This window comes from Xylanibacter ruminicola, assembly GCF_900107775.1.
Lineage (GTDB): Bacteria > Bacteroidota > Bacteroidia > Bacteroidales > Bacteroidaceae > Prevotella > Prevotella ruminicola_C.
The window spans coordinates 488118-508609 of record NZ_FNRF01000002.1; the positions used below are offsets into that span (position 1 = coordinate 488118).

15 protein-coding genes, 2 tRNA genes and 2 pseudogenes are annotated in these 20492 nt (G+C 47.2%); 3 read left to right on the forward strand and 16 right to left on the reverse strand.

The genetic code is table 11. The annotated features are described in order from the left end of the window. Positions 1 to 31 precede the first annotated feature (31 nt). The 11 genes and pseudogenes from carB to yihA all read right to left on the reverse strand — a co-directional run bounded on the left by carB (position 32) and on the right by yihA (position 11532). The gene (gene carB / locus BLU97_RS06090) at positions 32 to 3259 is read right to left on the reverse strand and encodes a carbamoyl-phosphate synthase (glutamine-hydrolyzing) large subunit (protein WP_074760704.1); all 3228 of its coding nucleotides are present in this window, start codon (positions 3257 to 3259) and stop codon (positions 32 to 34) included. Continuing rightward, a complete protein-coding gene (carA, locus tag BLU97_RS06095) occupies positions 3256 to 4329 on the reverse strand; it encodes a glutamine-hydrolyzing carbamoyl-phosphate synthase small subunit (protein ID WP_033150869.1) in 1074 nt (357 codons plus the stop codon). Before carA ends, carB begins: the two co-directional genes overlap by 4 nt. Before the next feature lie 73 nt (positions 4330 to 4402). Then, a complete protein-coding gene (gene glmS / locus BLU97_RS06100) occupies positions 4403 to 6247 on the reverse strand; it encodes a glutamine--fructose-6-phosphate transaminase (isomerizing) (protein WP_074760705.1) in 1845 nt (614 codons plus the stop codon). Between the two features lie 160 nt (positions 6248 to 6407). Beyond that, positions 6408 to 6481 (reverse strand) — tRNA-Asp (locus BLU97_RS06105). 34 nt (positions 6482 to 6515) lie between these two features. Continuing rightward, positions 6516 to 6589 (reverse strand) — tRNA-Asp (locus tag BLU97_RS06110). A gap of 83 nt (positions 6590 to 6672) precedes the next feature. Next, a complete protein-coding gene (locus BLU97_RS06115; protein ID WP_074760706.1) occupies positions 6673 to 7191 on the reverse strand; it encodes a GNAT family N-acetyltransferase in 519 nt (172 codons plus the stop codon). Between the two features lie 11 nt (positions 7192 to 7202). Then, positions 7203 to 8027 (reverse strand): annotated as a pseudogene (locus tag BLU97_RS06120) (glycosyltransferase family 2 protein); the annotation flags it as partial. A gap of 21 nt (positions 8028 to 8048) precedes the next feature. Beyond that, complete coding sequence (locus tag BLU97_RS06125; protein ID WP_074760708.1) at positions 8049 to 8474, reverse strand: hypothetical protein; 426 nt, start codon at positions 8472 to 8474, stop codon at positions 8049 to 8051. A 6-nt stretch (positions 8475 to 8480) separates the two neighbouring features. Continuing rightward, the gene (gene recR / locus BLU97_RS06130) at positions 8481 to 9098 is read right to left on the reverse strand and encodes a recombination mediator RecR (RefSeq protein WP_074760709.1); all 618 of its coding nucleotides are present in this window, start codon (positions 9096 to 9098) and stop codon (positions 8481 to 8483) included. After that, on the reverse strand, positions 9095 to 10930 hold the full coding sequence (abc-f, locus tag BLU97_RS06135; protein WP_074760710.1) for a ribosomal protection-like ABC-F family protein: 1836 nt from the start codon (positions 10928 to 10930) through the stop codon (positions 9095 to 9097). The genes recR and abc-f overlap by 4 nt, the downstream gene beginning before the upstream one ends. Next, positions 10930 to 11532, reverse strand: coding sequence for a ribosome biogenesis GTP-binding protein YihA/YsxC (yihA, locus tag BLU97_RS06140; RefSeq protein ID WP_013062991.1), 603 nt, complete (start codon positions 11530 to 11532; stop codon positions 10930 to 10932). Before yihA ends, abc-f begins: the two co-directional genes overlap by 1 nt. A gap of 187 nt (positions 11533 to 11719) precedes the next feature. Here yihA and rho point away from each other — a divergent pair, with 187 nt between their 5' ends. Together rho and BLU97_RS06150 are read left to right on the forward strand one after the other, a co-directional pair. Beyond that, positions 11720 to 13696: a transcription termination factor Rho gene (rho, locus tag BLU97_RS06145; protein ID WP_074760711.1), complete on the forward strand. Its 1977-nt coding sequence runs from the start codon at positions 11720 to 11722 to the stop codon at positions 13694 to 13696. Between the two features lie 3 nt (positions 13697 to 13699). Further along, a complete protein-coding gene (locus tag BLU97_RS06150) occupies positions 13700 to 14131 on the forward strand; it encodes a low molecular weight protein-tyrosine-phosphatase (RefSeq protein WP_074760948.1) in 432 nt (143 codons plus the stop codon). Between the two features lie 4 nt (positions 14132 to 14135). Here BLU97_RS06150 and BLU97_RS06155 read toward each other — a convergent pair whose 3' ends face one another. The 5 genes and pseudogenes from BLU97_RS06155 to BLU97_RS15965 form a co-directional block, all read right to left on the reverse strand. Then, positions 14136 to 14669, reverse strand: coding sequence for a hypothetical protein (locus BLU97_RS06155; protein WP_074760712.1), 534 nt, complete (start codon positions 14667 to 14669; stop codon positions 14136 to 14138). Positions 14670 to 15013: 344 nt separating this feature from the next. Further along, positions 15014 to 15859 (reverse strand): GIY-YIG nuclease family protein, encoded by an 846-nt coding sequence (locus BLU97_RS06160; protein WP_074760713.1) that lies wholly within the window; start codon positions 15857 to 15859, stop codon positions 15014 to 15016. 748 nt (positions 15860 to 16607) lie between these two features. Then, positions 16608 to 17042, reverse strand: a pseudogene (locus BLU97_RS16425) (DUF262 domain-containing protein); the annotation flags it as partial. A 5-nt stretch (positions 17043 to 17047) separates the two neighbouring features. Continuing rightward, positions 17048 to 18169, reverse strand: a complete 1122-nt coding sequence (locus BLU97_RS06170) for an adenine-specific methyltransferase EcoRI family protein (protein WP_074760714.1) — start codon at positions 18167 to 18169, stop codon at positions 17048 to 17050. A gap of 261 nt (positions 18170 to 18430) precedes the next feature. Continuing rightward, on the reverse strand, positions 18431 to 18577 hold the full coding sequence (locus tag BLU97_RS15965; RefSeq protein ID WP_175456315.1) for a hypothetical protein: 147 nt from the start codon (positions 18575 to 18577) through the stop codon (positions 18431 to 18433). Positions 18578 to 18733: 156 nt separating this feature from the next. On the opposite strand from BLU97_RS15965, the gene BLU97_RS06175 reads away from it, so the two are divergent. Further along, entirely contained in the window at positions 18734 to 20347 is a 1614-nt protein-coding gene (locus BLU97_RS06175) for an ImmA/IrrE family metallo-endopeptidase (RefSeq protein ID WP_074760715.1), read from the forward strand. Positions 20348 to 20492 lie beyond the last annotated feature (145 nt).

Consider the following 20492-nt stretch of genomic DNA (forward strand, 5'->3'; position numbering starts at 1 on the left):
AGGACGAATATAGGCTTTTTAGGCCCCTATTCTACCTATATTCTGACCAAGATTTGATACCAATTTCGTTCAGTTTAATGCTACAGAATGCATGGATAAATGCACTTGCCAGTCGACTGTTGGTAATCAGAGGCACGTTCAGATCGATGGCTGCACGACGAATCTTGTAGCCGTTGGTAAGCTCATGGGTAGTAAGATTCTTAGGAATGTTTACTACCATGTCGATCTTGTGCTCATGCAGCAGGTCGAGAGCCTGTGGCTGGGCGTTGTCCGATGGCCAGTGTACTAGGGTGTTAGCGATGCCGTTGTCGGTAAGGTACTTAGAGGTACCGCCTGTAGCATACAACTCGTAGCCGTTTTCAACCAGCTGGCGAGCTGCATCAAGCATCTCTGCCTTCTGCTTAGCCGAACCTGTTGAGAGCAGAACTGTCTTCTTTGGAATGCGATGACCAACGCTGAGCATAGCTTTGAGCAGTGCAGTGTTGGTGTTATCGCCAATACAACCAACCTCACCGGTAGATGCCATGTCTACACCCAGTACGGGGTCGGCCTTCTGCAGGCGGTTAAAGCTGAACTGCGAAGCCTTGATACCTACATAGTCGAGGTCGAACAGGTTCTTCTTGGGCTTCTCTACAGGCAGACCGAGCATAACCTTGGTGGCCAGATCGATGAGGTTCAGCTTGAGCACCTTGCTAACGAATGGGAAACTACGCGATGCACGCAGGTTACACTCGATAACCAGGATGTCGTTCTCGCGGGCCATATACTGGATGTTGAACGGACCATTGATGTGCAGTGCCTTGGCAATCTGACGTGAGATACGCTTGATACGGCGAACAGTCTCAACATACAGTTTCTGCGGTGGGAACTGGATGGTAGCGTCGCCAGAGTGTACACCGGCAAACTCAATATGTTCACTGATGGCATAGGCCATAATCTCACCATCTTTAGCCACGGCATCCATCTCGATTTCCTTGGCATTCTCGATAAATTTCGAAACCACTACAGGGTGATCTTCAGATACGTTGGCTGCCAGCTGCAGGAACTTCTCAAGCTCCTCCTTGTTTGAGCAAACGTTCATGGCAGCACCTGAGAGCACGTATGATGGACGAACCAGTACAGGGAATCCTACACGGTCAACGAAGTTGTCGATATCCTCCATTGATGTGAGGGCGCTCCACTCTGGCTGGTTCACGCCAATCTCGTTCAGCATCTGTGAGAACTTGGCACGGTCCTCGGCGCCATCGATGTCCACAGCCTGAGTACCGAGAATGTTCACGTGCTGCTCATCCAGATATACTGCCAGGTTGTTAGGAATCTGACCACCGGTAGATACAATCACGCCATGAGGCTGTTCCATGTCGATGATATCCAATACACGCTCGAATGTGAGTTCGTCGAAGTACAGGCGATCACACATGTCGTAGTCGGTAGATACTGTCTCGGGGTTGTAGTTAATCATTACGCTGCGCCAGCCTTCCTTGCGGATAGTGTTCAGCGCCTGAACACCGCACCAGTCGAACTCTACCGACGAACCGATGCGATAAGCACCCGAACCAAGTACGATGATACTCTTCTTGTCGTTCTCAAACTGTATGTCGCTGGCTACACCGCTGTAGGTTACATACAGATAGTTAGTTTGCGCGGGGTATTCGGCAGCCAAAGTGTCGATCTGCTTTACTACGGGCAGGATACCGAACTGCTTACGACGATTGCGAACCAGCAACGAAGCCTCGTGCATATTGCGGCTCTCGCCCTCCAGACCAATAGCGCGGGCAATCTGAAAATCGGTAAATCCGTATACCTTAGCCTGGCGCAACAGGTCCTTCTCGATGGTGTTGATATTCTGTTTTTTCAGCTGCTCGTCGATGTCGATAATGTGCTTCAGTTTCTGCAGGAACCACTTGTCAATCTTGGTCAGCTCGTGAATACGATCGATGTCGTACTGCTTGTCGTGCATGGCCTTCGAGATGACGAAGATACGCTTATCGGTTGGCTCGCGCAGGGCAGCATCGATATCGTTAATCTTCAGTTCCTTGTTCTCTACAAATCCGTGCATGCCCTGACCAATCATGCGCAAACCCTTCTGGATAGCCTCCTCAAAGTTGCGACCGATGGCCATTACCTCGCCTACCGACTTCATCGATGAACCGAGCTCCTTGTCTACACCATGGAACTTAGAGAGGTCCCAACGTGGAATCTTACAAACCACGTAGTCGAGAGCAGGCTCGAAGAAGGCACTTGTTGTCTTGGTAACCGAGTTCTTCAATTCGAATAAGCCGTAGCCCATGCCCAACTTAGCTGCTACAAAAGCCAGGGGATAACCGGTGGCCTTTGATGCCAGTGCCGAAGAACGGCTCAAGCGGGCATTTACCTCGATGACGCGATAGTCTTCCGACTGTGGGTCGAAAGCATACTGAACGTTACACTCACCTACGATACCGATGTGACGGATAATCTTGATGGCCAGTGCACGCAGCTTATGATATTCTGAGTTGGTCAGTGTCTGCGAAGGAGCGATAACGATCGACTCACCTGTGTGGATTCCCAGGGGGTCGAAGTTCTCCATGTTACATACGGTGATACAGTTATCGTATTTATCGCGTACAACCTCGTACTCAATTTCCTTCCATCCCTTCAGCGATTTCTCAACCAGTACCTGTGGCGAGAAGGCGAAGGCTTTCTCGGCCAGCTTGTTGAGCTCCTCTTCGTTGTCACAGAAACCAGAACCCAGACCGCCGAGCGCGTAAGCTGCACGCAGGATAACTGGATAGCCCAGTGCCTTAGCGGCCTTGCGGGCGCTTTCGATATCTGAGCAAGCCTCGCTCTTGATAGTCTTTACGCCTATCTCGTCGAGCTTCTTTACAAACAGCTCGCGGTCCTCGGTATCCATGATAGCCTGTACAGGTGTACCCAGTACCTTTACACCATACTTCTCCAGTACGCCGCTCTGGTAAAGCTCTACACCGCAGTTCAGAGCCGTCTGTCCACCGAAAGCCAGCAGGATGCCATCGGGGCGCTCCTTCTCGATTACTCGCTCTACGAAATAAGGCTGGACAGGCAGGAAGTAAATCTCGTCGGCAACACCCTCTGATGTCTGCACGGTGGCGATGTTAGGGTTAATCAACACTGTTTTTACACCCTCTTCGCGCAGTGCTTTCAGAGCCTGCGAACCGCTATAGTCAAACTCTCCGGCCTCGCCAATCTTCAATGCGCCGCTACCCAGCAACAGCACTTTTTTTATACTATTATCTTTCATAATGTCTCAATAAAACGGTCAAACATAAATTCTGTGTCAACGGGGCCTGAGCAAGCCTCGGGGTGGAACTGGCTCGAGAACCAGGGCAATGAGAGATGACGGATACCCTCGTTCGAACCATCGTTCATGTTTACAAACAGCTCGCGCCAGTCGTTACCCAGCGTGGCAGCATCTACAGCGTAGCCATGGTTCTGCGATGTAACGTAGCAGCGGTTGGTGCCAACCTCGCGAACAGGCTGGTTGTGCGAACGGTGTCCATACTTCAGCTTGTAGATGGTTGCGCCGCCAGCCTTAGCCAGCAATTGGTTACCCATACAGATACCGCAGATAGGCTTTCGCGATGCCGACATCTGCTTCTTCAGAATCTCTACAGCGTCCACGCACATGTCGGGATCGCCAGGGCCGTTGGCCAGGAACAATCCGTCGAACTCCATGTTGGTGTAGTCGTAGTTCCAGGGAACGCGGATTACCTCAACGCCGCGGTTAACCAGGCAGCGGATAATATTGTTCTTTACACCGCAGTCAACCAGCACAACCTTGCGGCCAGCGCCTTCGTTGTAGCGGATAATGTCTTTACAGCTTACTTTGTCTACCCAGTTGATGCCCTCGTACTCGGCTGTAGGGATGTTGTCGGGTTCGTCGTCAAAAATAATCTGTCCCATCATCACACCGTGCTCACGCAGTACTTTGGTCAGTTCGCGTGTGTCGATGCCTGTAATGCCAGGCACACCCTCGCGCTTCAGCCAGTCGGCCAAGCTCTCGGTGGCATTCCAGTGTGAGTACTGCTCGCTGTAGTCGCTCACAATGATGGCCGATGCGTAAATCTTGTCGCTCTCCATAAAGGTTGCCAGTCCATTATTTTCAATACTGAATGGTGGCACTCCGTAGTTACCTACCAGCGGATAGGTAAGTGTCATCAACTGTCCGGCATAGCTGGGGTCGGTAAGGCTCTCGGGGTAACCCATCATAGCCGTATTAAATACCACCTCACCAGCTACGGGTTTCTCGCTACCGAAACTCTTGCCGTGAAATTTAGTTCCGTCCGAAAGGACCAGTGTTACATCTCTCATATTCTTTCTTATATTTGCTATATATATTCTTTATAAAAAAGGCGAAACGTTTAAAAACGAATCGCCTCAAATATCATTCAACTGTCACCGATTTTGCTAAGTTTCTTGGCTGGTCAACGTTCTTACCTTTGCAAACGGCAACGTGATAAGCCAACAACTGCAGAGGAATCGTTGCAACCAACGGTTCCAAACACTCAAGCACGTCGGGAAGCTCAATCACCTCGTCGGCAATTTTCGAAATAGTGTCGTCGCCCTTCGATACGAGCGCAATCACCCTACCCTGACGGGCTTTTATCTCCTGAATGTTCGATAATACCTTCTCGTACATCGCGTTATGGGTGGCGATAACAACTACAGGCATATCAGAGTCAATCAGGGCGATAGGACCGTGCTTCATCTCGGCTGCGGGATAACCCTCAGCGTGGATGTACGAAATTTCTTTCAGTTTCAAGGCGCCTTCGAGTGCTACTGGGTATGAGAATCCGCGACCCAGATACAGGAAGTTGTGTGCATAGGTAAACGTGCGGGCCAGGTCGGCTACCTTATCGTTTGTCTGCAGCACCTCGCGAATCTTCATGGGTATCTCGCTCAGACCTTTTACTATCTTCAGATATTCTTCACGCTTTACGGTTCCCTTTGCCTCTGAGAGTGCCAGGGCAATCATTGTGAGCACGGTTACCTGTCCGGTAAATGCCTTGGTTGATGCCACACCAATCTCAGGACCTACGTGGATGTAAGTACCTGTGTCGGTAGCACGTGGAATAGAAGAACCGATGGCGTTACATACACCATATATAAATGCGCCTTTTTCTTTTGCTAACTGTACGGCTGCCAGTGTGTCGGCGGTCTCACCGCTCTGGCTGATGGCGATTACTACGTCGCCTTTGCCAACTACTGGGTTGCGATAGCGGAACTCAGATGCGTACTCCACTTCTACTGGAATACGGCACAAGCTCTCGATAATCTGCTTGCCAATCAAACCGGCGTGCCATGAGGTACCGCAAGCTACGATTACCACGCGCTTGGCGTCGAGCAACTGTCGACGGTAATCGATCAGTGCCGACAGGGTTACATGGTCGGCCTCAACGTTTACACGTCCGCGCATACAGTTGGTCAGGCACTCAGGCTGCTCAAAAATCTCCTTCAGCATGAAGTGTGGGTAACCACCCTTCTCAATCTGGCCCAGGTCGATATCAACGGTCTTAACGGCCAGCTCCTGATCTTCACCCTGGATATTTACCACGTGCAGATCCTGACCGCGACGGATAACGGCAATGTTACCATCCTCCAAATAAACCACCTTGTCGGTGTATTCTACGATAGGACTGGCATCTGAACCGAGGAAGAACTCATCTTCGCCGATACCTACAACCAACGGACTCTGTTTGCGGGCGCAGATAATCTGGTCGGCATCACGCTTGTCGAGAACGGCGATGGCATAAGCACCAATCACCTGATACAAGGCAACCTGTACTGCCGTGAGCAAGTCGAGATTCTTATGTTCCTTAATATATTCTATGAGCTGAACCAGCACCTCGGTGTCGGTATCCGATACAAAGTGTACGCCCTTCTGCTGCAGTTTCTCCTTCAGCTCGGCATAGTTTTCGATAATACCGTTGTGAATGATGGCTAAGTTCTTGCTTTCTGAATAATGAGGGTGTGCGTTACGCGACGATGGCTCGCCATGGGTGGCCCAACGCGTGTGCGCTATACCTATAGTGCCGCTTACGTTCTTGTCGTTGCAGTATTCACAAAGGTTGTCGACTTTTCCTTTCGACTTGTAAACATTCAAGTCGCCATTGTCGTTAATCAAAGCTACGCCAGCGCTATCGTAACCACGATATTCCAGACGGCGCAAGCCTTTAATTAGTATGGGATAAGCTTCCTTATTCCCGATGTATCCTACGATTCCACACATATACTGTTTTGTCGTTTTGTCGTCTTTGATTCAAATTCGGCTGCAAAATTACAACAAAAATCTGAATCTACAAACGTTTTGCCCAAAAATCTTTTTAAAAACTTACACAAGCTAATATAAAACAAAAATCCACCAAGATTCACATCTTGATGGACCTCTGCGGTGCGTACGAGATTCGAACTCGTGACCTCCTGCGTGACAGGCAGGCATTCTAACCTACTGAACTAACGCACCATTACTATGGAACGAATGAAAAAAAACTTTTAAGCGGTGCGTACGAGATTCGAACTCGTGACCTCCTGCGTGACAGGCAGGCATTCTAACCTACTGAACTAACGCACCAAAGAACGCTTTTTCTTATTTGCGGGTGCAAAGGTAGTGATATTTTTGGAACTACCAAAACTTTTTGGCGATTTTTTTGCGATTTAATCGCATTTTTTCTGAAATACGTACTGAATTAGCACAGAATCGCGATATTTTGCTCCATCGAACAGCCAATCGCCTATTTTTGCACACACTTTATAACCTGCTTTTTCGAACAGGCAAAGCGATGCTTTATTCTCACAATCCACGTAGGCGTAAAGCTGATGAAGATGCAAAATGCGCTGGGCGTAATCGGCCAAAGCATGTAGCATGGCAGTACCATATCCCTGACGGCGATAGCTGTTAAGTACTATCAGTCCCACCTCGGCGCGACAGTTTGCCGGATCGAAATTTACCAGATCGGCCACGCCTACTACCTCGCCTGCCTGGTTTTCAACCATCATACGCACCTGGCGGTCGGTATAGATGTCGTTTTTGCAGTTAGCCACATAATCGTGTAGCAGGTAGCGTGAGTATGGCACATTGGTGTTGCCCACGTTCCAAAGCTCTACATCGTTTTCTATACGATACAGCAGATCGAGATCCTCGGGCTCGATGGCGCGCAGTGTTATCTGTTTCATCCTAAATGCAGTTTTTTACGTACGATATCAACTAATGCCAGCGAGGCGCGGAAGTAGATGGCCACTTTAACCGGCAGCGAAAAAAAGAAACTGAGGTGACTGTAATGCTTGCGGAAGAATATCAGCATGGCCTGATAGAATACATGTACATAGCGGAAATCCGACTTGCTAGTCGATTGTCCTTTGTAATGTACGATGTCGTAAGGCAGATACCAGTTCTGCCATCCGCCCTGAAGCAGGCGATACGACAGGTCGATATCCTCGCCATACATAAAAAAGTCCTCGTCCAGCATGCCTACCTCGTAGATGGCCTTGTGGCGCAGCAGCATAAAGGCGCCGCTCACCACTTCGATCTGTGCAGGTGCATCCCACGACAGGTAACTCATATAGTAGCGCTTGGTAAAGCCTAACATTTTGCGGGCAGCTACAAAGGGTGTAGGTATGGCGCGTCGACTCTCGGGTGCCAGGGTGCCATCGGCATTGTGCATTCTAACGCCTGCCCCACCCGCCTTGGGATGCTGGTCCATAAAGTCGATAACGCCTTTCAGCGTGTCTTCGGCCACTACGGTGTCGGGGTTCAGCAGCAGAATGTACTCGCCCTGAGCCTGACGGATGGCTATGTTGTTGGCCTTCGAGAAACCTAAGTTATCTCTATTATTAATAAGGTGTACCCACGCGTAGTCGCGACTTACGACCTCTACACTATCGTCGTCGCTATGGTTATCTACCACAAACACCTCGCTCTCGATACCCTCGAGAGCACGCTGTACACTATCAAGACAAGCCGTAAGGTACGGGCGTACATTGTAGTTTACGATAATAACCGATAGCTTCATATATTTCTTTTGGTGGTGATATTATTTATCGTCTTCAACCTCGGCCTCGCAGCGGCTCAGGGTTGGGAACACAAATGGCAGGCACAGCAAACCGATGATGGCCATATAACCAAAAGTGGTGTTCATATATAAATAATATAAATAGGTATTAGCAACCATGGGCGCCAGTATCATTACCAGGCGCAGGGTGCCCCACTTGCTTAAGGCATGATGCTTTTTGCTTACCAGTTCGGCATGTATATTATTAAACTTAAACAGGCGTAAGCCCAGAAACACGCAGCCCAGTGTGAGCAGCTCCATAAAGGCTGTCCAGAAAAACTCCGATTGTGTTTCGCCTGCATATAAACCTGCAGTCATGGTATCGGTTTCAAACAGTACCACAATGCCCAGTGCAAACACTACGGCAAAAACCAGAATGGTCATCAAATGATTTCTTGTTTCTTTCATATATTCCTATTTTTCTTCAAACAATGTTCGGTTAGTAATCGATCGGCCCAGTGTAACCTCGTCGGCATACTCCAGTTCGTTGCCCACGGCTATGCCTCGGGCTATCACGCTTACCTTTATGCCTATGGGGGCCAGCTTGCGGTAGATGTAGAAATTGGTGGTGTCGCCCTCCATGGTTGGACTCAGGGCTAATATCACCTCCTGTACCGTGCCTTCGGTCACGCGTTGTATCAGCGAGTCGATCTCGATGTCGGCAGGCCCCATGCCGTCCATGGGCGATATCACACCGCCTAATACGTGGTACAAGCCGTTGAACTGCTGGGTGTTCTCGATGGCCATCACATCCTGTATGTTCTCAACCACGCATACCGTTGTTTGGTCGCGGCGATGGTCGGCGCAGATGGGACAGATGTCGGTATCGCTGATATTGTGGCACACTTTACAGTACTTTACGCCACTCTTCAGCTCGTTTACTGCCGCAGTAAACTGTGACACGTCGCTATCGTCCTGACGCAGCATCCAGAGCACCAGGCGCAGGGCGGTTTTCCTGCCGATGCCAGGCAGTTTCGAGAACTCCTGTACGGCTTTCTCGAGTAGTTGCGATGGGTATTGTTGTTGTATCATATCTCCGACAGTTCCAGCCAGCGCATGCTCTTCTCGTCGAGTTCGTCGTTAAGCACGGGCAGACGCTTGCTCATTGTTGTTATTTCTTCAACCGATGTGGTACCACCACAAAGGGCTTCTTCTATCTGTTTCTTCTCAGTCTCGAGTGCCTCGATGTCCTTTTCCAGCTGTTCCAGTTCGCGTTTCTCCTTGTAGGTAAGCTTTCGCTTACCGCTGCTGGCGACATCGCCAGCTGTGGAGCTAGAAGAACTTGCAGGGCTAGAACTTCTAGCTTCCCTGGAATCTTTTCCAGCGCCCGATCGGGCGCTTTTGGGCTCGTTGGGCTGCAGTTTCTCCCATTCGCGATACTGGGTGTAGTTGCCTGGGAAATCCTTGATGTCGCCCATGCCTTTAAATACCAGCAGATGGTCAACCACCTTATCCATAAAGTAGCGGTCGTGACTTACTACAATCACGCAACCGGGGAAGTCCTGAAGGTATTCTTCCAGAATCTGTAGTGTTACGATGTCCAGGTCGTTCGTGGGCTCGTCGAGCACCAGGAAGTTGGGGTTCTTCATCAGCACCGTACACAGGTACAGCTTGCGACGTTCGCCACCGCTCAACTTATACACGTAGTTGTGCTGCTGTTCGGGTGTGAACATAAAGTGCTGCAGAAACTGTGAGGCAGTTAAGTGCTTACCGCCACCCATGTCAATATATTCGGCAATATCCTTTACTACATCTATAACCTTCTGTGTATCATCAAAATGCAGACCTTCCTGCGAGAAATAGCCGAAGCGTACGGTGTCGCCGATATCAAACTTTCCGCTATCGGGTGCCACCTGACCTAACAGCATTTTTATGAAGGTAGATTTGCCTGTACCGTTATTGCCCACGATACCCATCTTCTCGAAGCGCGAGAAGTTATAATAAAAGTCCTTGAGTATCGTCAGCGGTTCGGCATCGGGGCGCTCAAAGGCCTTCGATACATACTGGCACTCAAAGATTTTGGAACCGATATATACGTTGCGTGATTTCAAGCGAACCTGTCGCTCCTCTATGCGCTGTTTGGCTATCTTCTCAAGTTCGTAGAAAGCTTCTTCGCGGTAGCGGGCTTTATGGCCGCGGGCCTGAGGCATGCGGCGCATCCACTCCAACTCGGTGCGATACAGGTTGTTGGCGCGTGCTATCTCGGCACGACGGTTGTCGATACGCTCCTGACGTTTCTCTAAGTAGTAGCTATAGTTGCCGCGATAGGTATATACGGTCTGATCGTCGAGTTCCAGGATTACCGAGCACACGCGGTCCAGGAAGAATCGGTCGTGTGTCACCATCAGCAGTGTTTTGTTGCCACGGTTCAGGTAGCCCTCCAGCCACTCAATCATCTCCAAGTCCAGATGGTTGGTAGGCTCATCAAGTATCAGCAGGTCGGGATCGGTAATCAGCACGTTAGCCAGTGCCACGCGCTTTTGCTGACCTCCGCTCAGCTGGCGCATAGGCTGCTCCAGGTCGCGAATCTTCAACTGTGTCAGCACCTGCTTGGCTTTCAGCACCTTCTCAGGGTCGCCCTGATGATTGAAGCACGCATCCAGCACACTCTCATTAGGGTCGAATGCCGGACTCTGCTCCAGCATGCCCACACGCAGGTCGCGACGGAAGATAATCTCGCCCTCGTCGTAACCCTCTTTACCGCTCAGGATAGATAGCAGCGTACTCTTACCGGTACCATTCTTGGCTATCAGTCCAACCTTTTGTCCTTCGGCTATCGAAAAGCTTAAATCGCGAAACAGCACCAACGATCCAAACGACTTCGTCAGGTGCTGCACGTCTAAGTATGGATTTTCTTTAGCCATTATTCCTTCAATCCTTTATTAATTTGTTCAATGTAGTCCAGCACCTCGTCGCGGCCCTGTTTCTTTTCCGATGAGGTCACAAAAATTGGGGGCAGCTCCTCCCATGTTTCGCTCAGCACCTTCTTGTAGGCATTCAGGTTCTGAAGCACCTTGCTGGCGCTCAGCTTGTCGGCCTTGGTAAAAATAATGGCAAATGGCACGCTGCTGGTTCCCATCCACTCCATAAACTCCAGATCTATCTTCTGGGCCTCCAGGCGTATGTCAATCAGCAGAAATACATTTACCAGCTGCTCGCGCTGCAGTATGTAGCCGTTAATCATCTGCTCCAGCTTCTGCACCTCTTTCTTCGAGCGCTTGGCAAAACCATAGCCGGGCAAATCTACCAGATACCACTCGTTATTAATTATAAAGTGGTTAATGAGCAGCGTTTTACCGGGAGTAGCACTGGTTTTTGCCAGATTCTTCTTGCCGGTAAGCATGTTTATCAGGCTCGACTTACCCACGTTTGAACGACCAATAAAGGCGTATTCGGGTTTGGTATCCTTCGGACACATCGACTCCATCGGAGCGCTTAATGTAAATTCGGCTTTCTTAATTTCCATAAGTTATATCAATTTTGGGTGCAAAGATACGAAAAGTCGAGAGCAATACAAAATTTTTTCGAAATTATTTGGTGGTTCACAAAAATATGCTTACCTTTGCAACGATTTTTCTAATCAGTGCTTCCGTTCGTGAAGCATTTCCACAAAATCTTTTCAGAATCATAAATGTAATTTAAGTACATATTGTATGTATACAAAAGAAGAATTAGAATCTATGGACATACCCCAGCTTGTGGGTATTGCCGACGAGCTTGGTATTAAGGTGTCGCCCGACGACCAGCTTACTGACGTGGTGTATGCCATACTCGACAAGGCTGCCGAACAGAGCGCCTCTGCCGCCGACGACTCACCAAAGCGCAAGCGCACACGCATTGCCAAGAAAGATACTAGCAAGGTTTATACTGTAAATGGCGAGGACGGCGAGAATCTCGACTCTAAGAGTAATCGCACCCGCAAAAAGGTTGAGCAGCCACAGCTGTTTGCCGATATGCCTGCTACCCCCGCTGCCGAGGAGGCTCCAGCCGAAGAAGCACCTAAACCTAAGAAGCGCGGCCGTAAGAGCAAGGCCGAGAAAGAGGCCATCGAGGCTGCTGCACGTGCTGCCATCGAGGCTGCCGCTGCTAAAGCCGCTGCCGAGGCCGAGGATTTTGTAGTGCCCGAAGCTGCCCAGTTTGCCGTTGGTGCCGATGATGCCGACGACGAGGTAGCACCTAATGCCATCGAGCAGCTACGCGAAAAAATGGCTGCCACTAAGGTTGCTGCCCCCGAGCCCGAGTATGAGCCCGCGGCCGAGACAGAGCAGGCACCCGAAGAGCAGGAGGCTGCCCCCGACCCCATGACCGATGAGGTTGACGAGAACGGTGTATGGATGGGCGACCCAGGCGATGGTACCGACTTTATTACCATTCTTGATATCCCCATCGAGGACCAGAGCGCTATACCTACACTCGATATGTTCGACCGTCCGGTAGTGCCCGTTGCTACTCCCGAGCAGCCCGTTCTTAATCGCAATGCCGTGCCCAGCTCACAGCCACGCTACGACTTTGCCGACTTGATTGATGCTAACGGCGTATTGGAGATTCTTACCGATGGTTACGGATTCCTGCGTTCGAGCGATTATAACTATCTGTCGTCGCCCGACGATGTATATGTATCGCCCCAGCAGATTAAGCGCTATGGTTTGAAGACTGGCGACGTGGTAGAGTGCACCGTTCGTCCACCACACGAAGGCGAGAAGTTCTTTGCCATGACCGATGTTCGCAGTATTAACGGTCGCCACCCAGATGAGGTTCGCAACCGTGTAGCCTTCGAGCACCTTACACCACTGTTCCCCGAGGAGAAGTTCACCCTTTGCGGCGATCGCGCCACTACCAACCCATCGGTTCGTATTGTCGATCTCTTCTCGCCAATCGGTAAAGGTCAGCGTGCCCTGATTGTGGCTCAGCCTAAGACCGGTAAAACCGTGCTCATGAAGGATATCGCCAATGCCATTGCCGCCAACCACCCCGAGGCTTATATCATGATGCTGCTCATCGACGAGCGCCCTGAGGAGGTTACCGACATGGCCCGCACCGTAAATGCCGAGGTGATAGCCTCAACCTTCGACGAGCCTGCCGAGCGCCACGTAAAGATTGCCGGTATCGTGCTCGAAAAGGCCAAGCGTATGGTAGAGTGTGGTCACGATGTAGTTATCTTCCTCGACTCAATCACCCGTCTGGCTCGTGCCTATAACACCGTAGCACCAACCTCAGGTAAAATCCTTACCGGTGGTGTGGATAGCAACGCCCTGCAGAAGCCAAAGCGTTTCTTCGGAGCCGCTCGTAACATCGAGGGTGGCGGTTCGCTCACCATCATTGCTACCGCTCTGGTTGATACCGGTTCTAAGATGGACGAGGTTATCTTCGAGGAGTTCAAGGGTACAGGTAACTCTGAAATCCAGCTTAACCGCTCGCTGGCCAACAAGCGCATCTTCCCAGCTATCGATATCGTGCTGTCTTCAACACGCCGCGACGATCTGCTGCTTGATGATACCACACTTAACCGCATGTGGATTATGCGTAAGTTCATTGCCGATATGAATCCTATCGAGGCCATGAGCACCGTTCGCGATCGCTTGGTAACCACCCGCACTAACGAGGAGTTCCTCCTGTCGATGAACGGATAAATGATGAAGAAGATTCTTTTCGTTTGTCACGGTAACATCTGCCGCAGTCCGATGGCAGAGTACGTGATGAAATACTTAGTAGAACAGGCGCAGCTGACCGATCAGTACATGATCGCGTCAGCTGCAACTTCTACCGAGGAGATTGGCAATCCCGTATATCCACCCGCACGCCGCAAGCTGGCCGAGCACGGCATCAGCTGCAACGGACACGCAGCCCGCCAGATGACCCGCGCCGACTATCAGCGTTACGACCTGCTGATAGGCATGGACTCAGCCAATCTTCGTAATATGACCCGTATAGCCGGTGGCGACCCCGAGGGAAAAATCCGCCCCCTACTCTACGATAAGGATGTTGCCGATCCATGGTACACCGGCAACTTCGAAGCCACCTGGCAAGACGTCCTCCGCGGCTGCCAAGCTTTACTCGAAGAATAATAAATCACCAAACTAATTCGGAATTATAGTAGTACACTATCGATAGTCGGTAGCGTGCTTTGTTTTCTATAGCCTTACAGGTATGACAAGATTTTGCATCAAAATATTGTAGTTGCTTTGTAAACAAAAGATTACGTGTTGTTTCTCTTACCCAGAATGTGGCCTCGGTGTTGATATGCATTGATATTGATTCGAACTGCTTTTTCAGTTCCGGGTTATTGCGTATAATACTTAAAACCTCTTCTACCTCGTTGGCTTTAGGAAAAGGGAAACTATAGTAGTGGGTGTCGTAGAACAGTTCTTCTGTGTCGTCTTTTACAAAAGGCTTACCACCCACAATATTTAAGTATCTTGCGGGTATTTTCCCCAAAACCTTTACTAATATGCCTCGTTGGTCGTTTGATGCTTCGCGAATACATATGTAGCGCGAAGAAACCAACTCCTTATATGCAGTCGTGCGATTTTTCTTCAGCATTTTGTCGATGCGCTGAAGAGTTACGATTTCGCCGGTTTCCCAGTTGGTTGTTGTAGGTCTCATACGTATATTATGTAATTGTTAATAAACTCAACTTTATGCTGTCGCTCATTCTGGGAAGAAATAAGCGCAGCTCTACAATTATGAATTATGCTCTATTCTTTTCGAGGTTAAAGTCCGGTAGAAAATTTGAGCAATAATTTGTATTCTTATATAAGTTCGCCGCAAAAGTACAAAAAAATAGCGAGACTCCAAAAGAATCCCGTTATTTTTTTGCTATAAGTAATCTATTAGGCAAGCTTGTTCCATTTTTGAGGGGCATAATCTTTGATAATATCAATAATCGTTTTTGCATTCGCCAGGATCCTATCAATGCATTCTTGTCTACTTATCATTCTAGGATAGAATTATTCGCTGCGATATAATTCATCTAACGTCTGCCCTTTATCGTTTACCCAGTTTATCCATCCATTGCAACTACGACCACTACAATAACTAGCTGCTGTGCTAGGGCTTGAAACAACATAGTCGCGCTGCAATTCCCAGAATCCATCTTTAGTAGGTTTTGACATGGCTGCTATGATGGCATTGCGCTTTTCGCCATCTCTGTACGAAGGTACTGTACTTTGTGGAAGCAAACTACCTTTCAGTATTCGTATTGAGTGGTCGTTTTCATTAAATATGCCGTGAGCGTTGCACTCGCGTACGGTAATATGAAACAGATTGTTACCAAGTATAGTGTTGCTTTTTTCCTGTTTCTCAAAGATAGGACACCCGATAAACGATGCCAATAGTCGTACATCATCAAAGAACTCCTCCATAATGTCAATCTGATAGTTTGATAACGATATCTCCTTACCTGATTGCTCATTCATTACTCCATATTGGGCACAGTCAGTTGCAAGGTCGATGGCTCTACGCTCAAGGTACTGAACATCGGCTTTGTTAATGCTCTCATCCTTGGCTACAAACATCAGGCATTTGTTCCAAAACAGCTTGTGGCTTTTGTGATTGTTAATGCGTTTCACTCCGTTTGTGGTTTCGCCAATATATGCTTGAGCAGCCCCATTCTCATCCTCGCCTAATAGAATATACAGAGCTGGACGTGAGCTTTCCTCTAATTGGCAAACCATGTCGAATTCAGACTTAGGAAATACAATCATCTCACAAATCTTATTGCTGATGAACACCGTGCGAATTCCGTTAGGATCGCCTGTGCGCAGATGCGTAGTTATAACTTTACCTCGTACCATGTTTTGTATTATTATCTATTTCCTTTTGCTCTGTTATGAGTTTTGCAGAGCATTTGACAGTTACTAATATCAGTAGCCCCACCTTACTCCATGCTGTCACATGGTCGGCATCCATGTCTTTCAAGTCCCAGATCTTGGTATGATTTGCATCGTGACCAATAGCACAAAGCGGACAGTTGCTCTCCCCTTTTTCTTTAGCAGCTTTCGTTTGCTGAGCATATACAGCTTTTTTCGTTGGTTCGTCGAATACTCGCACGTTCAGCAGTTTGGTGTTTTGGCAACCATCAAGCACATACTCATAGATTCCTTTCCTGTCTTTCACATAAAAACTCTCGTAGAGTTCCTTTACCTTTGCAGCAATCATAGTTGGATTGTAGGCGGTTTTATGGAAACGTTCATAAAGTTCGCCCCATTTCAAACCACACATTTCCTTTTCTGGAGTGAAATCGAAAACGGATGTAATCCAGTCGATGACCGACGTAAAATAGGCTTTGAGCTCTATTATATTTGTGTCGTAACGATGAGCCGACATATAATCTTCTACGTTGCCACGGCTCACCCATTCGAGTGCAGCTGCGAGATAGTCCTGGCGCTTGGCCGTGCCTGGAATAAAACAGCTCCATTTGTTAATGCTCGTATTATTAGAATTGCTAAATTCTTCCTTTGCCAAGGTTACAAACGGGCCCGAATAGACAGCGTTGAGTGTTTCTTGCGTGTTTAGCGGAATGCCTACAATGTTGATGGTTCGGAACCAGTCTTTGATTTCCTTCTCCGTACCCTCGCACACATAGATTAGAAGTTTGGTATTCAAGAACTTCGTTTGTTCCTCTGGATTCAACGAAGTAAAGTACCAAGGCCGTCCGTCGGCATCTATCCAAGCAAACTTCTCTGTGATAAAACGGCCTAATGATGTAATGCGTTGCTGACCGTCAAGTACTTCGTAACGATCATCGCCTACTTTTGAGAAATATATCAACCCCAAGGGATATCCATTGCGTACTGACTGGATGACATCAACTTCTTTTTTGCCACCATTTTCTGCATAGAGGTAATGGCGCTGAAACTCAGGCTGAATAGTCAGTCTGCCCGAAAGGCCATAAAGGCCCTTTCCTTCATATTCGTTGTACTGGAATCCTTTGCAAATGTCACCAATGGTCCAATCTGTAATAAGTGTAGGTTTCATATCTGTTATTGTTTTTTACGGATTAATATTCTTGAATAGGGACATGAAGGTTTGTTTGTTAGAGGGTCGGTAAAGGCCAAATCAGAACGTCCCCGATAATTTTTGGTAATACCAATTTCTTTAGCAAGGTCGCCTGCTCCAAGTCCGATAATCTCAAATTGTTCAGGACAGTACTTTTCCAAAATGGAATCAGGGACTCCCATATCACCTTGATAATCGGAGGGAATACATTCTATTGAAGGAATGTCAATAGCATCATAGTTATCGTAGTGTACATATCCACGTTCCCTCAGTGTTTTATTTTTTCCGTAGCGAAGATTATCTTTCATCGTCATTAGTCTCAATGGTTCATGACGTCGGCCATGGTCAAGATTAGTAAACCATCTTACTCCATTCACCCTCCAAAGAAATTGTCCGTTTTGAAAAAAAGCGTTTTTCTGATTCGACATTTTGCTAGGGTCATATAAGGAGGCGTCAGCTATAAAGAATGCAGCTCCACCATTAAAATACGAACTTCCCAGCCACATCTTATTATCTCTAATCAGGGGAAAAATATCTTTATAATGTGTTGCATTGATATTCCCAATTATGAGATATTGTTTTCCTGCATCGACAATCCATGTCACAAACTCTCTAAACAGCGAGAATGGCGGATTTGTGACAATGATGTCCGCCTCATCTCTCAACTTGCAGACCTCTTTACTGCGGAAGTCACCATCTCCCTCAAGATAGTTCCACTCCAGGTCGTCAATATCTATTCGTCCATTCTGATTGGTATCATGCGTCAACTCGAATATTTTTCCCTTGATTCGAGTCTTGTCAATATCAAACATCGGGCTCTCTGTCTCAAAAAGCGATGGTTGATAGTTCTTATACTTCTTACTCTCCACAGCATAGCTGGTACTGATGAGTCGTTTCAACCCCAGCCGCTCAAAGTTCTGTGCAAAGAATCTTGTAAAGTTACTCCATTCTGGATCATCGCAGGGCAGTAAGACAGTTTTGTTCCGAAATGTATCAGGATTGTATTCCAGATAGGCATTAATCTCCTTCTGAATATCCGCATACTGCGTGTAAAATTCATCATTTTTAGCAGCCTTGGCCGCTCCTAAATTACTATTGTTAGCCATTATCGATTGATAGTTTCTTAGTCATTACTGGCATCTGACTATCAATCACTTTTGCGCATAAAGAAAGCGTGATGCTCCTTATGCGTTAAGCTGGGGTATGCCTAGGAATTGGGCCCCATCCTGCCATATAAGAATGCACCACGCCTATTGCGTTGATGCATTGCTACAATTATGGCAGAATGTGAGCATAGATTCCTATACCCACAATCTCTATTACTTCAGAGCGTTTCTTATCCCAATTTGTTTCCTAGGCATATTGGCTTAACGCGAAATAATAGCAAATGCTTCTTTATTGGCCCGGTATTTCTCCTCCGAACCGATGGCAAAGGTAGTTATAATTTCTGTAACAACAAAACTTTCAGCAAGTTTTTCACAAAAAAAGGCACAGGATTCCCCCTGTGTCTTCAAATTTAGCCACATTTAAACGAAAATTACCATAAATATCGATACTCCAATGAAAAAAGTGAAATAAAATTTGTTTTGTTGCGTTTTTTTGTGTAATTTTGTAGCCAAAATTATTTGGAAAGCATACAATATGCCAACCAACATAAATCAATAACAAATATGACTATAAATGATTATAGAAATTGCTTCGAACAGGGGCAAATAGATGAGGATTGGATTTGGAAAATAAAAAACAGAATAGGTCCTTGGGTAGCTCAGAAAAAAAACACTGGGCTTTGGGATTGTGTGAATATATACAGCCAATACATATGTGTATTAAAAAAGAGGCTTACACGAAAAGAGTTCGCTGGACTCATTGTATGTATTCATCCAAAGGAGTTTAGTAAGCATAAAACGCAAACCCAACTTAAGAATAGTATGGACCATTGTCTGTTGAATCTGAAGTTAGATAAAATAAGTACCTATTCAGAAGATAGTGACAACGGAAAGATTGTAAAAGAATTAGAACAGTTATTCGATGAACCGATACCAGATAGCGAACCTGAGGCTTGCCCCGACACGGTAGAATCTCGTATGCAGGAGTTTGTCGAAAAAAGAGTGGCCACAGATCAGTACGCCAAAATATGCTATGGCAAGTCGTACAGTGGGTACCAATCTTCATTATCTATAGAAACATACGCATCAGAACAGTTTAAAGAAAAGGAAAAACCTTCTCGCATTATGATTATTGAATGCATTGAAGGAAAGATAACAGAACTGGATATCACATCAAAGGCGGGGCAATTTCTAACAGACAAGAAAATAAAAGTAGTCATCGCCTCTACTTCTGGATTCAATGAGCGCATCAAGAGTGTCGCTGAAGTACGGGATGTGCAGCTGATTCGCGTGAATCCTAAACATGAAGTTTCTGATAATGACATTCTCACGCCAAGAATGGAATGTGGCAGCTCTGTTCGCAAATACGAACAAGACATGCTAAGCGGCAGAGTCCCCATGACAGTACCTTTAGTTATACAAGATGGAAGTTACACGACCACCTCATTAACGGATTTTCTACAAAGAAACGGTATTCCTGTCAATAACCCTGGTTATGTATACGCACCAGTATTAACTCATGAATTGATTGAGGATGTAGTTTCACAGATTATTGCAAACGATGTTATAAAATATAAAGCGATGCTGGAACGCTGCGACGTAAACAGCAAGATTCCTTTTTGCATCTTTGATCCTTATAAATATGCAGAACAAGACAAACTGATAGTGACGCATACAGATTTGTCAAAACAGCGCCAACTTGGCCAAATTAATATGCACACGAAACAAATAAAACTTAGCAACAAACACAAGAAAGGCGAACCACGCGATCGTTTCTCAATGGCGCATGAATACGGTCATCACAAACTCCATTCTGACCCAAGATTCCGTGAATTTTTGGAGCGTGATGCCAAACTTGCAGGTGAGGCATGCAGCGACATTTGGGAAAAACACTGGCTCGAAGTACAAGCCGACTATTTTGCATCATGTATGCTTATACCTCGCGAGATAGTTACTTTGCTATACAACCTATATTGGCATAAATGGTTCAATCGACAAGAGGTAGAGCCCATGCAAGTTAGTAGTAAACCCTATTGGGATAAGGATTTTCAAAATGTAGTGGCTCCTGTAGCACGCCATATGGGTGTCTCGCTTGAGGCTTTGAAAATCAGGCTCGTAAATCTCGGTTTGTTGATTGACACTACAATTTCAAAGAATGATATAAAAAAAGCGATTTAGTCACAACTTGATTACAATTTGCCATTACAATTCTGCCAACTTAATCTCCTGACGATTAAGTTGGCATTTTCTATTTTGTCTGTATCAGAAAAACATCGTAATTTCGCACTCAGATATCGACACCTGGGGCATGAACCGAGCACGG

Coding starts and splice junctions, on each gene's coding strand:
- BLU97_RS06125 (WP_074760708.1), bottom strand. CDS start 8,474: ATGAAAGAAACAAGAAATCATTTGATGACCATTCTGGTTTTTGCCGTA.
- yihA (WP_013062991.1), bottom strand. CDS start 11,532: ATGGAAATTAAGAAAGCCGAATTTACATTAAGCGCTCCGATGGAGTCG.
- carB (WP_074760704.1), bottom strand. CDS start 3,259: ATGAAAGATAATAGTATAAAAAAAGTGCTGTTGCTGGGTAGCGGCGCA.
- BLU97_RS06175 (WP_074760715.1), top strand. CDS start 18,734: ATGACTATAAATGATTATAGAAATTGCTTCGAACAGGGGCAAATAGAT.
- carA (WP_033150869.1), bottom strand. CDS start 4,329: ATGAGAGATGTAACACTGGTCCTTTCGGACGGAACTAAATTTCACGGC.
- BLU97_RS06115 (WP_074760706.1), bottom strand. CDS start 7,191: ATGAAACAGATAACACTGCGCGCCATCGAGCCCGAGGATCTCGATCTG.
- BLU97_RS06150 (WP_074760948.1), top strand. CDS start 13,700: ATGAAGAAGATTCTTTTCGTTTGTCACGGTAACATCTGCCGCAGTCCG.
- BLU97_RS06170 (WP_074760714.1), bottom strand. CDS start 18,169: ATGGCTAACAATAGTAATTTAGGAGCGGCCAAGGCTGCTAAAAATGAT.
- BLU97_RS06160 (WP_074760713.1), bottom strand. CDS start 15,859: ATGGTACGAGGTAAAGTTATAACTACGCATCTGCGCACAGGCGATCCT.
- rho (WP_074760711.1), top strand. CDS start 11,720: ATGTATACAAAAGAAGAATTAGAATCTATGGACATACCCCAGCTTGTG.
- BLU97_RS06155 (WP_074760712.1), bottom strand. CDS start 14,669: ATGAGACCTACAACAACCAACTGGGAAACCGGCGAAATCGTAACTCTT.
- glmS (WP_074760705.1), bottom strand. CDS start 6,247: ATGTGTGGAATCGTAGGATACATCGGGAATAAGGAAGCTTATCCCATA.
- recR (WP_074760709.1), bottom strand. CDS start 9,098: ATGATACAACAACAATACCCATCGCAACTACTCGAGAAAGCCGTACAG.
- abc-f (WP_074760710.1), bottom strand. CDS start 10,930: ATGGCTAAAGAAAATCCATACTTAGACGTGCAGCACCTGACGAAGTCG.